The organism is Streptomyces sp. JJ36, from assembly GCF_021696945.1.
GTDB lineage: Bacteria > Actinomycetota > Actinomycetes > Streptomycetales > Streptomycetaceae > Streptomyces.
Genome location: NZ_JACYHE010000004.1, coordinates 57,420 through 70,661 on the forward strand (window position 1 = coordinate 57,420; position 13,242 = coordinate 70,661).

Consider the following 13,242-nt stretch of genomic DNA (forward strand, 5'->3'; position numbering starts at 1 on the left):
GACGGGGACGTCAGGGGTTCGGAGCCGGACGCACCGACACGTACGAGGGGCGCGCTTCCCGGGTCTCCCGGGAGCGCGCCCCGTCGCGTGGCGTGCGGGCCGGTGCGGGCCGCGGGTACGACGGGTCCGCACCGGCACCGTGGCACCGCCGGCACCGTGGCACCGGCGGCCGGTGCGGTCAGCCCTCCAGCGCCGCCTCCGCGTCCAGCGTGGTGGCCACGGCCTGGATCACCGAGGCGATCTTGAACGCCTCCTGGACGGTCTCCCGGTCGACGCCCGCCTTGCGCAGCACCTGCTCGTGCGAGTCGAGGCACATGCCGCAGCCGTTGAGCGCGGAGACGGCCAGCGACCAGAGCTCGAAGTCCGCCTTCTCGACACCGGGGTTGCCGATGACGTTCATCCGCAGGCCCGCGCGCAGGGTGCCGTACTCCGGGTCGGAGAGCAGGTGGCGGGTGCGGTAGAAGACGTTGTTCATCGCCATGACCGCGGCGGCGGACTTGGCCGCCGTGTAGGCCTCCGGCTTGAGGTTCTCCCGGGCCTCCGGCTCCAGCGCGCGCAGCACGATCGCCGAGCGGGAGGCGATCGCGCAGGACAGCACCGTGCCCCAGAGCTGCTGCTGCGGGAGCTCGGAGTTGCCGATCACGGAGCCGAGGTTGAGCTTGAGGTCCTTGGCGTAGTCGGGCAGGGCCGACTTGAGGTCAGCGAGGGCCATGGTGCTCACTCACCGGCCAGGAGCTCGACCGGGTCGAGGGTCTCCTCGCCCTTGTTCCAGTTGCACGGGCACAGCTCGTCGGTCTGCAGGGCGTCCAGCACCCGCAGGACCTCCTTGGGGTTACGGCCCACGGAGCCGGCGGTCACCATGGTGAACTGGATCTCGTTGTTCTGGTCGACGATGAAGACCGCCCGCTGCGCGTAGCCGTCGTCGCCCTCGACGCCGCAGTCCCGCATCAGCTCGTGCTTGGGGTCCGCCAGCATCGGGAAGGGCAGGTCACGCAGGTCCTCGTGGTCCCGGCGCCAGGCGTGGTGCACGAACTCGCTGTCACCGGAGACGCCGAGGATCTGCGCGTCGCGGTCGGCGAACTCCTCGTTCAGCTTGCCGAAGGCGGCGATCTCGGTCGGGCAGACGAAGGTGAAGTCCTTCGGCCAGAAGAAGACGACCTTCCACTTGCCCTCGTACGTCTTGTGGTGGATCTGCTCGAACTCCTGCCCCTTCTCCAGGGACACGCAGGCCGTCAGGTCGAACTCGGGGAACTTGTCACCGACAGTGAGCACGCGCTCTCCTTGCACAGCGGAAGAGCCCCTCGTGGGGGCTCTCCTCGGGTTGGACGTCACCACCGTGCCACACGGCGCATTGATCGCAGAAATAAGGACGACCCGGGCGCGTTGATCACCTCTCCCTATCAACGGGTCCCCCGCGCGGCGTACGGCGTCACGATCGGCGGCCCCCGTGATGCGGAGCGTAGCGGCTTCGGTTCTGCTCGTGGGTGTCGGAAACCCGTCACACAGAGGAGTCACCATGCGCATCAGCACCTCGCTCGCCGCCGCCGGCCTGGCCGCCACGGCCGTGCTCGCCGGGGGCTCCGCCGCCGCGGCGGCCGGCCCGGACCCGGTCGGCGTCGCCGCGAAGTCGCCGGGCGTGCTGTCCGGAAACGTCGTCCAGGTCCCGGTGAGGGTGCCGGTCAACGTCTGCGGCAACACCGTCAACATCGTCGGCCTGCTCAACCCGGCCGTGGCGAACGTCTGCGTCATCAAGTGAGCCTGGTCACCCCCGGCTCTCCCGGTCCGGCCCGGCGCATGGAGCGCCGGGCCGGGCCGGGCGGCCGGCCTCGGGCCGGCCGGTAGGATCGGGGGCCGGTGACCGGAGCGGGCGTGCGGCAGCCGCCCCCGGTCGCCCCGAGCCCCCGAACCGGAACCTCCTCCCCCCATGCACCACCGGCCCTCCAGGGTCCGGGCCGCCCGCCGGCCCACCCTCGCCCAGCTCCGTGCCTTCGAGGCCGTGGCCCGGCATCTGCATTTCCGCGACGCGGCAGCGGCCATCGGCATGAGTCAGCCCGCCCTCTCCGGCGCGGTCGCCGCGCTGGAGGAGTCGCTCGGCGTACAGCTCCTGGAGCGGACGACGCGCAGGGTCCTGCTCTCCCCCGCCGGGGAGCGGCTGGCCCACCGCGCCCGGCAGGTGCTGGAGTCGGTCGACGACCTGCTGGACGAGGCGGAGGCGGCCCGCGCCCCCTTCACCGGGGTGCTCCGGCTCGGTGTGATCCCGACCTGCGCCCCGTATCTGCTGCCCGCGGTGCTGCGGCTGGTCCGCCGGCGCTACCCGGACCTCGACCTGCGGGTGCACGAGGAGCAGACGGCCTCCCTGCTGGACGGGCTGGCGGCCGGACGGCTGGACGTGCTGCTGCTGGCGACGCCGCTGGACCGGCCCGGTGTCACCGAGGTACCGCTCTTCGACGAGGACTTCGTCCTGGTCACTCCGCGCGAGCACCGGCTGGCCGGGGAGTCCGCGGTGCCCCGGGACGCCCTCCGGGACCTCGGCCTGCTGCTGCTGGACGAGGGCCACTGCCTGCGCGACCAGACCCTCGACGTGTGCCGGGAGACCGGGAGCACCGGCGGCGGGCCGCTCACCACCGGGGCCGCCGGACTGTCGACACTGGTGCAGCTCGTGGCCGGCGGGCTGGGCGTCACGCTGCTGCCGCGTACGGCGCTGGAGGTGGAGACCGTCCGCAACGAGCGGCTGGCGACCGCGTTCTTCGCGGAGCCGGCGCCGTCGCGCCGGATCGCGCTGGCGATGCGGACCGGGGCGGCGCGGGGCCGGGAGTTCAGCGCGTTCGCGGACGCGCTGCGGAAGGAGCTGGCGGAGCTGCCGGTGCGGACGGTACACCCGGTGGCGGAAGCGGGGGACGGCTCCGCCGACGAGCCCGGGAACGCGTCCGGGGACGGTCCCGCGGACGCCCCCGCGGAGGGACCGGCGCCCGGGCCCGGTGACCCCGGCGCCGCGGCCGGCTAGCCGTACTGCACTCAGGGGCGGGACGGGACGGCCCACACCCGGGTGGACCGCCCGGCCACAGGGCCTCCACAGCGCCGTATACACCCGGTGTATACGCCTGGTGTAGAGTGCCGCGCATGTCCATCTCCCACACCCTGCTCGGACTCCTGGAATCCGGGCCGCGCCACGGCTACGACCTCAAGCGCGCCTTCGACGAACGCTTCGGGCACGACCGCCGCCTCCACTACGGCCAGGTCTACTCGACCATGTCCCGCCTGCTGAAGAACGGCCTCGTCGAGGTCGACGGCATCGAGGCCGGCGAGGGCCCCGAACGGAAGCGCTATGCCATCACCGACGCCGGGATCACCGACGTCGAGCAGTGGCTCGCCTCCCCGGAGAAGCCCGAGCCCTACCTGCAGAGCGTGCTCTACACCAAGGTGGTGCTCGCGCTGCTCACCGGCCGGGACGCGGCCGAACTGCTGGACACCCAGCGCGCCGAACACCTGCGGCTGATGCGGGAGCTGACCCGGCGCAAGCGGGACGGCGACCTGGCCGACCAGCTCATCTGCGACCACGCCCTGTTCCACCTGGAGGCCGACCTCCGCTGGCTGGAGACCGCGGCCGCCCGGCTGGACCGGCTGGCGAAGGAGGTGCGGACATGAGCGCCGCCACCCACACCCCGGAGACCGCCGGCGCGGACCCCGACGGGTCCGGCGCCCTGCTCAGCGCGCGCGGGCTCCACAAGACGTACGGCTCCACACCGGCCCTGGCCGGGGCCGACTTCACGCTGCACGCTGGCGAGGTGGTCGCCGTCATGGGCCCGTCCGGGTCCGGCAAGTCGACCCTGCTGCACTGCCTGGCCGGCATCGTGCCGCCGGACGAGGGCACGGTGCACTACCGCGGCCGGGCGGTGTCCACCCTCTCCGACGCCCGGCGCAGCGCCCTGCGCCGCTCCGACTTCGGCTTCGTCTTCCAGTTCGGGCAGCTCGTGCCGGAGCTGACCTGCACCGAGAACGTCGCACTGCCGCTGCGGCTCACCGGCATGGGCCGCAGGGAGGCCGAGGCGCGCGCCGCACAGTGGCTGGAGCGCCTGGAGGTGGAGGACGTGCGCCACCACCGCCCCGGACAGATCTCGGGCGGCCAGGGCCAGCGGGTGGCCATAGCCCGGGCGCTGGTCGGCTCGCCGAGCGTGGTCTTCGCCGACGAGCCCACCGGCGCCCTCGACTCGCTCAACGGCGAGCGGGTGATGGAGCTGCTCACCGACGCCGCCCGGGACACCCGCGCGGCGGTGGTGCTGGTCACCCACGAGTCGCGGGTCGCCGCCTACTCCGACCGCGAGGTCGTCGTACGGGACGGCCGGGCCCGGGACATGGCGGGTGCCCGGTGAGCGCCCCGGCCGGCGCCCCGCCCGCGGCCGGACCCGCGGCCCCGCCGCCGGGCGGCGGGCCCCCGGGCGGCGGACACCCGGCACGGTCCCCGGGCGGCCTGCGCCGCTGGGCCGCCGACCTGGCCATGGGGGCCCGCTTCGCCTGCGGCTGCGGCCGGGAGGGCTGGGTGCGCACCCTGCTGACCGCGGCCGGCGTGGGGCTGGGCGTGGTGGTGCTGCTGGTCGCGGCCTCGGTGCCGCACATGATCGGCGCCCGCGAGGCCCGCTCGGACGCCCGGGAGAACTACGGCGTGGTGGACCAGCCGGCGCCCTCCGACCGCACGGCGCTCTACGTCTCCCAGAACACCCAGTACCGCGACGAGAACGTGCGTGGCCGTCTGCTGGAGCCCGACGGCACTGACCCGCCGGTGCCCCCGGGCCTGCAGAAGCTCCCCGGTCCCGGGGAGATGGCGGTCTCCCCCGCGCTCCGGGAGCTGCTGCGCTCGCCCGAGGGCGAACTGCTGCGGGAGCGGCTGCCGTACCGCATCACCGGCACCATCGGGGACCAGGGGCTGGTCGGCCCGCAGGAGCTGGCCTACTACGCCGGCGCAGAGGGGCTGGACCCGGACGCGGGGGCGTACCGCATCGACACGTTCGACCGGGTCCCGGAGGGCGAACCCCTGCACCCGGTGCTGCTGCTCCTCCTCGTGGTGATCTGCGTGGTGCTGCTGCTGCCGGTGGGCGCGTTCGTCGCCGCCGCCGTACGGTTCGGCGGAGAGCGACGCGACCGGCGGCTCGCGGCCCTGCGGCTGGTGGGCGCCGACTCCCGCATGACGCGCCGGGTCGCCGCGGGCGAGGCCGCCGCCGGCGCGCTGCTCGGCCTGGTGCTCGGCGCGGCACTCTTCCTGCCGTTGCGGCAGCTCGCGGGCAGCGTGCGGGTGCTCGGCTTCAGCGCCTTCCCGGCGGACGTGACGCCCCAGCCGCTGCTCACCGTGCTGATCGCGGTGGCCGTGCCCGCCTGCGCCGTGACAGTCACCCTGCTGGCGCTGCGCGGGGTGGCGATCGAGCCGCTGGGCGTCGTCCGCCGTTCGGTGCCCCGGCGGCGGCGGGTGTGGTGGCGGCTGCTGCCCGCGGCGGCCGGCCTGACGCTGCTCCTGGCGCACCTCGACGACCTCGACACGCTGCACTCCCGGGCGGACACCTACCCGATCGCCGGCGGCATCGTGCTGGTCCTGATCGGCGTCACCGCCCTGCTGCCCTGGCTGGTCGAGTCCACCGTCCGCCGGATGCGCGCCCGCACGCTGCCGCTCCAGCTCGCGGTGCGGCGCCTCCAGCTCGACAGCGGCACGGCCGCCCGGACGGTGAGCGGCGTGACCGTGGCGGTGGCGGGGGCGATCGCCCTCCAGATGCTCTTCGGCGCGGTCGCCGAGCAGGAGACCCGGGACACCGGCCACGACACCGACCGCGCTCAGATGCTGGTGCAGGGGTCCACCGGCGGCGGCGAGGCGCTGGACGGACTCACCCGCCGGCTCGCGGAGACCCGCGGCGTGCGGGGCGCGCTGGGCCGGACGACGGGGTACGCCTTCCCCGCCGGGAAGGACCCGGAGGAGGTCGCGTACACCGCCATCACGGTGGCGGACTGCGCCACGCTCCGCGAGCTCGCCCGGATCGGCTCCTGCCGGGACGGCGACGCCTTCCTCGTCCCCTCACGGGACCACGGCGCCACCCGGCCGGAGGCGCGCCCGGTCCCGGAGGTGCGGCCGGGGACCCGCCTCGATCTCGCCCTCCCCGACCACCTCCGGTCGCAGGGCGGGGCCGAGCGGGAGCCGGAGCTGTGGCGGGTGCCGCGGGACGCCCGTACGGTGCCGGACCGCACCGACCCCACGGGCGGGGTGACCGAGGGCGTGCTGGTCACGCCGGAGGCACTGGACGTCTCCCGGATGACCAGCGCCCACGACGTGGTCTACGTCCGGCTGGACCCGGGCACCGAGGACGCCGCGGAGTACGTACGGAACACCGTGGCGGCCATGGGCCCGGCGGTCTCCACCCTGACCCTCCAGGACGAGGAGCAGAGCCGGGCGTTCGCCGCTATCGAGCGCGGGCTGCAGCTCGGTGCGGTGCTGGTGCTCCTGCTCATCGGGGCCAGCATGATCGTCTCCACCCTGGAGCAGCTCCGGGAGCGGAAGCGGCTGCTGTCGATGCTGGTCGCCTTCGGCACCCGGCGGTCCACGCTCGGCTGGTCGGTGCTCTGGCAGACGGCGCTGCCGGTGCTGCTCGGCCTGCTGCTGGCCGCCGTCACCGGCGTGGGCCTGGGCGCACTGCTGCTGCGCATGGCCGAGCTGCCCTTCGGGGTCTCCTGGACGGCGCTGGGGACCATGACCGGCCTGGGCGGCGCGCTGATCCTGCTGGTGACGCTGGTCAGCCTGCCGGCGCTGTGGCGGCTGATGCGGCCGGACGGGCTCCGCACCGAGTAGCCGCGGGACGTGCGACTCCGGCACCGGCCGGTACAGGGGGCTGGCCGGGGCCGGGGACGCACGTTAAAGTGTTATCACTTTGCTAGACAGATTCCGCTCGACAGGCAGAGCAGAAGCCGGGCGCGACACCGAGCCCGGCGCAGTGACGCGGCAGCGCCGCAGAGACGGGGGATCCCCATGGCCGACACCTTCCGCACCGACCCGCACGACCTGCCGGAGATGCCCGCCCCCCAGGTGCGGGAGACGGCGGCGCACAGCATCCCCGGCGGCCTGGCGCTGCTGCTCGGCCTGGTCGGCGTGCTGCTGGGCGCCGGCGGCATAGGACTGGGCGGGCTCCTCGCCGGCGACGGCACCACCGCCGGCGGAGCCGTGCTGATCGTCGCCGGAACGCTGCTGCTGATCGGGTCCGTCTTCGCCATGGCGGGGCTCAACATGGTGGCGCCCGGCGAGGCCCGCGTCGTCCAGCTCTTCGGGCGCTACACCGGCACCATCCGCACCGACGGCCTGCGCTGGGTGAACCCGCTGACCACCCGCACCCGGATCTCCACCCGGGTGCGCAACCACGAGACCGCGGTGCTCAAGGTCAACGACGCCTACGGCAACCCGATCGAACTCGCCGCCGTGGTCGTCTGGCAGGTCGCCGACACCGCCCAGGCCACCTTCGAGGTCGACGACTACGTGGAGTTCGTCTCCACCCAGACCGAGGCCGCCGTGCGGCACATCGCCATCGAGTACCCCTACGACGCCCACGAGGAGAACGGCCTCTCGCTCCGCGGCAACGCCGAGGAGATCACCGAGAAGCTGGCCGCCGAACTGACCGCCCGGGTGCAGGCCGCGGGCGTCACCATCGTCGAGTCCCGCTTCACCCACCTCGCCTACGCCCCGGAGATCGCCTCGGCCATGCTCCAGCGGCAGCAGGCCGGCGCGGTCGTGGCGGCCCGCAGGACCATCGTGGACGGCGCATGCGGCATGGTGGAGGACGCGGTCGGCCGGATCGCGGCACAGGACTTCGTGGAGCTGGACGAGGAGCGCAAGGCGGCGATGGTGAGCAATCTGCTGGTGGTGCTCTGCGGCGACCGCTCGCCGCAGCCCGTGCTGAACACCGGGACGCTCTACCAGTGACGGAGCCCGGACCCGGACGGCGCCCGGGCGCCGGGGCCGAGACGGCCCCCGGGGAGACGGCCGGCGGGGAGACGGCCGGCGGCGGGGGCCGGGCGCCCGCGGGCGGGGGCGCCGGGGCCGACGGCTCCGGGGACGAACAGCCCAGGCGCCGCGCCCCGCAACGGAAGCAGGTGCTGCTGCGGCTCGACCCGGCCGTCCACGACGCCCTGGCGCGCTGGGCCGCGGACGAACTCCGCTCGGCCAACGCCCAGATCGACTACCTGCTGCGCAAGGCCCTGGCCGAGGCGGGCCGTCTCCCCCGCGAGGCCCGGCCGCACCCGCGCCGCGGCCGCCCTCGCCGCGACGAGTCCTGAGGACCACGCCGGCGCACCCGTGGTCCGGGCGGCCGGCCGCGGAACGGCACATGTCGGGCAGGTCGTGGCCCGTCGTGGCACCTCGCGACACCGCGGCACGTCGCGAGGGGCCGGCGGCGGGGGCGGGTGCCCGTGCGCGGAGCAACCCCGGAGTGCCCCGTGGCGTCAGCGAGGGGGGCCGCCCCGGCGGCGAACGGCGGACGAGGGAGACGCGGGTGACGCAGCAGCACACCGGTGCGCGCGATCGGCCCCTTCTCCCACCCGGTCCCGCCCTGCCGCGCCCCGGTCGTCGGCCCCACCCGCCGCCCGGGCCGGACACCGAGGACCCACCGGGCACCCGGACGGCCCCGGACGCCCATGACAGGCCGAAGTCCCCGGCCTCCACACAGGACCCGGACGCGCCGGAGACTCCGGGCGCCCGGGAAGCCACGGACCCCGGACACGTCCCCGCGGGCCCGGGCGGACCCGGGAGCGGCCCGCCGGGCCGGCCGGCCCGGTTGCGGCGCGCCCTCGCCACCGCACGCCGCATCGCCCGGCACCCCTACCGGACGCCGCGGCCGGGGCGACTGGTGCGCCGCTGGCCGGACCTGACCGCGCTCTGCGTCGCCACGGTCTTCTTCTGGCTCTCCCTCACACCCTCCCTGGTCCCCCGGCCCTGGTATCTCCAGGGCGTCATCGGCGGTATCACGGCGGCCATCGGCTACGCCCTCGGTGCGCTGCTCGGCTGGGCCGTACGGGCCGGACCGGGCCGGCTGCCGAGGTGCCGCGCGGCCCGGCGGCACCGTGCCCGCCTCTGGCAGGCCTACTACCTCACCGCCGCGCCGCTCAGCGTGCTCTGCCTCTCGGAGAGCGCCCGGATGCAGCGCACCCTCCGCCGCATCCAGGGCCTGCCGGAGACCCTGACCTGGCACTCGCTGATGATCACGCTGATCACGGGCGTCCTCTGCGCCGCCCTGCTGCTCGCCGCGCGTGCCGTGCGGCTCGGCACCCGCGCCCTGATACGGCTGCTCTGCCGCTTCGTCCCGCGGCCGGTGGCCGTGGTCGCCGGGCTGCTGATCAGCGTGGCCGCGGTGGCGGTCGGGACCCGGGACGTGGTCTTCGACCGCGGGATCGTGGAGGTCGCCTCGCGGATCGCGGCCGCCACGGACCGCAGCACCAAGGACGGCATCGTGCAGTCCGGCTCACCGCACGTCTCCGGGAGCCCGCACTCGCTGGTGCGCTGGGAGGACCTGGGGTACGAGGGGCGGAACTTCACCGGCTCCGTGCCCGGGCGGCGGCAGATCGCCCGGGTGACCGGCCGCCCGGCCCGCGACCCGGTACGGGTCTACGTGGGCCAGCGCGCGGCCGACGGCTTCGACGCCCGCGCCGCGCTGGCGGTCGCGGAGCTGGAGCGCACCGGCGGCTTCGACCGCGAGGTGCTGGCGATCGCCGGCACCACCGGCATGGGCTGGGTGAACTCCACCGACGCCGAGCCGCTGGAGTACCTGCACGGCGGCGACACGGCGATCGTGGCGGTCCAGTACTCGTACCTGCCGAGCTGGCTGTCCTTCCTGGTGGACAAGGAGCAGGCCGGGCGGGCCCACCGGGCACTCGTGGACGCCGTACGCGCCCGCTGGCTGGAGGAGCCCGCCGCCGAGCGTCCCGAACTCGTGGTGTTCGGGGAGAGTCTGGGCGCGTACGGCGTCGAGGCGGCCTTCGACGACGCGGAGGACCTGCTGGCCTCGGTGGACGGGGCCGTCTTCGCCGGCACCCCGCAGTTCTCGCCCATCCGGCGGGAGCTCACCGAGCACCGCGACCCGGGCTCCCCGGTGTGGCGGCCGGTGTACGACGGGGGCCGCCACTTCCGCTTCGCGCAGTACCCGGTGACCGACCTCTCCCGGCCGCCCGGCCCCTGGGCGAAGCCACGCGTCGTCTATCTGCAGAACGCCTCGGACGCCATCGCCTGGTGGTCGCCCCGGCTCGCGGTGGAACGGCCGGAGTGGCTGGAGGACCCCCTCGGGCCGGACGTGACGGGCGAGATGACCTGGTTCCCGTTCGTCACCTTCTGGCAGACGACGGTGGACATGGCCGTCTCCTACGGCGTCGACGCACCGCACGGCCACCGCTACGGCACCGGTTCGGTGGAGGCCTGGGTGGCGGTGGTGCCGCCGGACGACTGGACGCCGGCGGACACCCACCGTCTGAAGGGCTACATGGACGCCCGCGACGCTCCGTACTAGGGCAGCGGGAGCGCCCGCACGGGCGGGGCGGGTGCCGGTGGCCGGGCGGGGTCAGGAAAGCCGGGGCGGGTCCGCGTCGCCGTGGCCCGTGGGGGGTGCCTCCCGCCGGGCCTCCGCGCGGGTGGCGCGTTCCCCCGGGGGTTCGGCGCCGGCGGAGGCCGCCGCGGCCGAGGCCAGCGCGTGTTCGTGTGCGTACCGGCGGAGATAGCCGATCGCGGTGTTGGAGACCGCGACCAGCGGCACCGCCACCACCGCGCCGGGGATTCCGGCGATGAGGCTGCCGCCCGTGACCGCGAGGACCACGGCGAGCGGGTGTACCCGCACCATGCGGCCCAGGATGAAGGGTTGCAGCACATGTCCCTCGAGCTGCTGCACGGCCAGTACGACGGCGAGCACCAGCAGCGCGGTGACGACGCCGTTGGTCACCAGCGCCACCAGCACCGCGAGCGCCCCGGACACCACGGCGCCGACGATGGGCACGAAGGCGAAGAGGAAGATGAAGACGGCGAGCGGCACCGCCATCGGGACGTCCAGGAAGTAGATGCCGATGCCGATGAAGACCGCGTCGATGAAGGCCACGATCACCGTGCCGCGCACATAGCCGGTGAGGGTGACCCAGGCGCGCGGTCCGGCGCCCGCGACCCCGCCGCGGGCCGCGGCGGGCACGAACTTGAGGGTCCACGCCCAGATCCGCGGCCCGTCGTAGAGCAGGAAGAGCGTGACGAACGCCGCCAGCAGCGCGCCGGAGAGGAACTCGAAGACGACGGTGACGCCCTCCAGCCCGGCGGAGGTGACCTCCTGGCTGTTGTCGCCCAGCCAGTCGCTGACGTTCTGGGCGATGTTGTTGATCTGCGCCTCGGAGACGTGGAAGGGCCCGTCGATCGCCCAGCGCTTGAGCTCCTCGATGCCGTCCTGCACCCGGTCGGTGAGGGTGGGCAGGTTCTCCATGACCTGCCAGACCACGAACCAGCCGACCAGGCCCATGACGACGAACCCGCCGACGAAGGTGATCAGCGTCGAGGGACCGCGCCCGAGGCCGAGCCGGCGCAGCCGGGCCACGGTCGGCTGGAGCAGCGCGGTGATCAGCAGCCCGGCGGAGAAGGCGATGATGAGCAGGCTGATGGTGCTGACGATCTTCATCAGCACCCAGACCACGCCGGCCAGCACCAGGAGCCGCCAGCCCGCCTCGGCCGCCACCCGCATGCCCCACGGGATCACGGCGGGCGGCTCCGGCCTGGCCGCTATGGCGGGGGCGTACGTGGGGGGCAGGGGCACCCGGACGGGCTCCGCTCCGCCGCCCTCACCGGCCCGCGCGCCGGGTTCTTCCGCCGCGTCACCGGAGGCACCGGGGCCCGGGGACGCCGCGGGATGCTCCGCGTCGCGCGCGGGCTCCCGGTCGCCGTCCGCCGCGCGGGCCGCCGCCCGGCGCTCGGCCAGGCGTGCCGCCCACCGCTGCACGCCCTCGAGGGCCCGGTCGATCCTGGGTGCCATCCGTCCTCCGCCCCCGTGGGCTCCGCGTGGTGCTCCGGGAGCCTGCCGTATTTCGTATCCGCTGCCGTGTGGGGGACGACGTTACCGGCGCGGAAGGTTGCCTTCCGCACCGCACACGCCCCGAAGCACGCCGCCCCCGGCCCGGGTTCGGGCGGGGGCGACGTGCGGGAAGTCGCGGACCGCTCGGCGGCACCGCCCGCGCTCCGTCACGCGGCGGGGCCGACGGCTCGGCCGGGAGTCAGTACCAGTTGTTGGCCTGCCAGAACTCCCAGGCGCCGCACGGGCTGCCGTAGCGGTCGTTCATGTAGTTGAGGCCCCACTTGATCTGGGTGGCCGGGTTGGTGCGCCAGTCGGCGCCGGCCGAGGCCATCTTGGTCCCGGGCAGGGCCTGGACCAGGCCGTAGGCGCCGGAGGAGGGGTTGGTGGCCTGGTAGTTCCAGCCGGACTCGTGGTCCACGATGTTGGAGAAGCACTGGAACTGGCCCGCCCCGACGATCTGCCGGGCCATCGACTGGACCTCGGCGACGGTGTACGAGGACTGCTGGGCGAAGTCGGTGCTGCGCTCTGCGGAACGGCTGGCGGCGAGTTCCGCCTCGCGCTCCTTGGCGGCACGCTCGGCCGCGGCCTTCTCGGCGGCCTCCTTCTTGGCCGCAGCGTCCTCGGCGGCCTGCTTCCGGGCGGCCTCCTGCGCGGCCTGCTTGGTGGCAGCGGCGGCGGCGCTGGACTGCGCGTCCGCCTGCTGGGTGAGGGAGGTCGTCTGCACCTGGGCGTGTCCGCCCGCGGGTATGTCAGCGAGGAGCGTCGCGTCAGCGGCAGTGGCCTCGACGTCGTTCGAGGGGTCCTGCTCGCTTCCCGAGGCCACGCCGACGACTGCGCCGACGGTGGTGACCGCGGTCGCAGAGGCCACGGCGAATCCCCGGACCGAGATCCGGCTCACACGTCTTCCTTCCCACATCGCCCGCTCGTGTGACCGCGCGGGCGCAATCGTGCCCCTGGCACTGGCCTCCTGTGTACGACGGCGTACACGGTCACGGAGACACGGGCCCGGTGGGGTCTCCCGAGGTACGGGAGCCCGCGTGGTTCCTCGGGCGGCATACGGCGGACGACTGTGGACTTGTGTGGTGCTGCACCCCTGGAGGTGCGGGTGTGCCGTATGCGGGGCCTGACAGGAACCACACCCTGCCGGACGCCCGAGGGTTGAGGCAATTCTGCGCCGAGTGGGAAAGGTCACACG

General features: G+C 74.5%; 12 protein-coding genes. 8 read left to right on the forward strand and 4 right to left on the reverse strand.

The genetic code is table 11. The features are described from left to right. Nucleotides 1-178: 178 nt before the first annotated feature. Both HOY81_RS02705 and HOY81_RS02710 read right to left on the reverse strand, forming a co-directional pair. A complete protein-coding gene (locus HOY81_RS02705; protein WP_237317644.1) occupies nt 179-712 on the reverse strand; it encodes an alkyl hydroperoxide reductase in 534 nt (177 codons plus the stop codon). A gap of 5 nt (nt 713-717) precedes the next feature. Then, a complete protein-coding gene (locus tag HOY81_RS02710) occupies nt 718-1,272 on the reverse strand; it encodes a peroxiredoxin (RefSeq protein WP_237317646.1) in 555 nt (184 codons plus the stop codon). Nucleotides 1,273-1,516: 244 nt separating this feature from the next. Here HOY81_RS02710 and HOY81_RS02715 point away from each other — a divergent pair, with 244 nt between their 5' ends. The 8 genes from HOY81_RS02715 to HOY81_RS02750 all read left to right on the forward strand — a co-directional run bounded on the left by HOY81_RS02715 (nt 1,517) and on the right by HOY81_RS02750 (nt 10,517). Then, a complete protein-coding gene (locus HOY81_RS02715) occupies nt 1,517-1,756 on the forward strand; it encodes a chaplin (protein ID WP_237317648.1) in 240 nt (79 codons plus the stop codon). Between the two features lie 168 nt (nt 1,757-1,924). Further along, nucleotides 1,925-3,004 (forward strand): hydrogen peroxide-inducible genes activator, encoded by a 1,080-nt coding sequence (locus tag HOY81_RS02720; RefSeq protein WP_237317650.1) that lies wholly within the window; start codon nt 1,925-1,927, stop codon nt 3,002-3,004. A 116-nt stretch (nt 3,005-3,120) separates the two neighbouring features. Beyond that, nucleotides 3,121-3,645 carry a PadR family transcriptional regulator gene (locus HOY81_RS02725; protein ID WP_237317652.1) on the forward strand — a complete coding sequence of 175 codons (525 nt, stop codon included), beginning with the start codon at nt 3,121-3,123 and terminating at the stop codon, nt 3,643-3,645. After that, a complete protein-coding gene (locus tag HOY81_RS02730) occupies nt 3,642-4,370 on the forward strand; it encodes an ABC transporter ATP-binding protein (RefSeq protein ID WP_237317654.1) in 729 nt (242 codons plus the stop codon). The genes HOY81_RS02725 and HOY81_RS02730 overlap by 4 nt, the downstream gene beginning before the upstream one ends. After that, nucleotides 4,367-6,823 (forward strand): FtsX-like permease family protein, encoded by a 2,457-nt coding sequence (locus HOY81_RS02735; RefSeq protein ID WP_237317655.1) that lies wholly within the window; start codon nt 4,367-4,369, stop codon nt 6,821-6,823. The genes HOY81_RS02730 and HOY81_RS02735 overlap by 4 nt, the downstream gene beginning before the upstream one ends. 177 nt (nt 6,824-7,000) lie before the next feature. Next, on the forward strand, nt 7,001-7,945 hold the full coding sequence (locus tag HOY81_RS02740) for an SPFH domain-containing protein (RefSeq protein WP_237317657.1): 945 nt from the start codon (nt 7,001-7,003) through the stop codon (nt 7,943-7,945). A gap of 170 nt (nt 7,946-8,115) precedes the next feature. Beyond that, on the forward strand, nt 8,116-8,298 hold the full coding sequence (locus tag HOY81_RS02745) for a hypothetical protein (RefSeq protein ID WP_237317807.1): 183 nt from the start codon (nt 8,116-8,118) through the stop codon (nt 8,296-8,298). Between the two features lie 527 nt (nt 8,299-8,825). Then, the gene (locus HOY81_RS02750; protein ID WP_237317809.1) at nt 8,826-10,517 is read left to right on the forward strand and encodes an alpha/beta-hydrolase family protein; all 1,692 of its coding nucleotides are present in this window, start codon (nt 8,826-8,828) and stop codon (nt 10,515-10,517) included. Nucleotides 10,518-10,568: 51 nt separating this feature from the next. On the opposite strand, the gene HOY81_RS02755 is transcribed toward HOY81_RS02750, so the two are convergent. After that, nucleotides 10,569-12,008, reverse strand: a complete 1,440-nt coding sequence (locus tag HOY81_RS02755) for an AI-2E family transporter (protein WP_237317659.1) — start codon at nt 12,006-12,008, stop codon at nt 10,569-10,571. A gap of 238 nt (nt 12,009-12,246) precedes the next feature. After that, on the reverse strand, nt 12,247-12,945 hold the full coding sequence (locus tag HOY81_RS02760; protein WP_237317661.1) for a transglycosylase SLT domain-containing protein: 699 nt from the start codon (nt 12,943-12,945) through the stop codon (nt 12,247-12,249). Between the last annotated feature and the right edge of the window lie 297 nt (nt 12,946-13,242).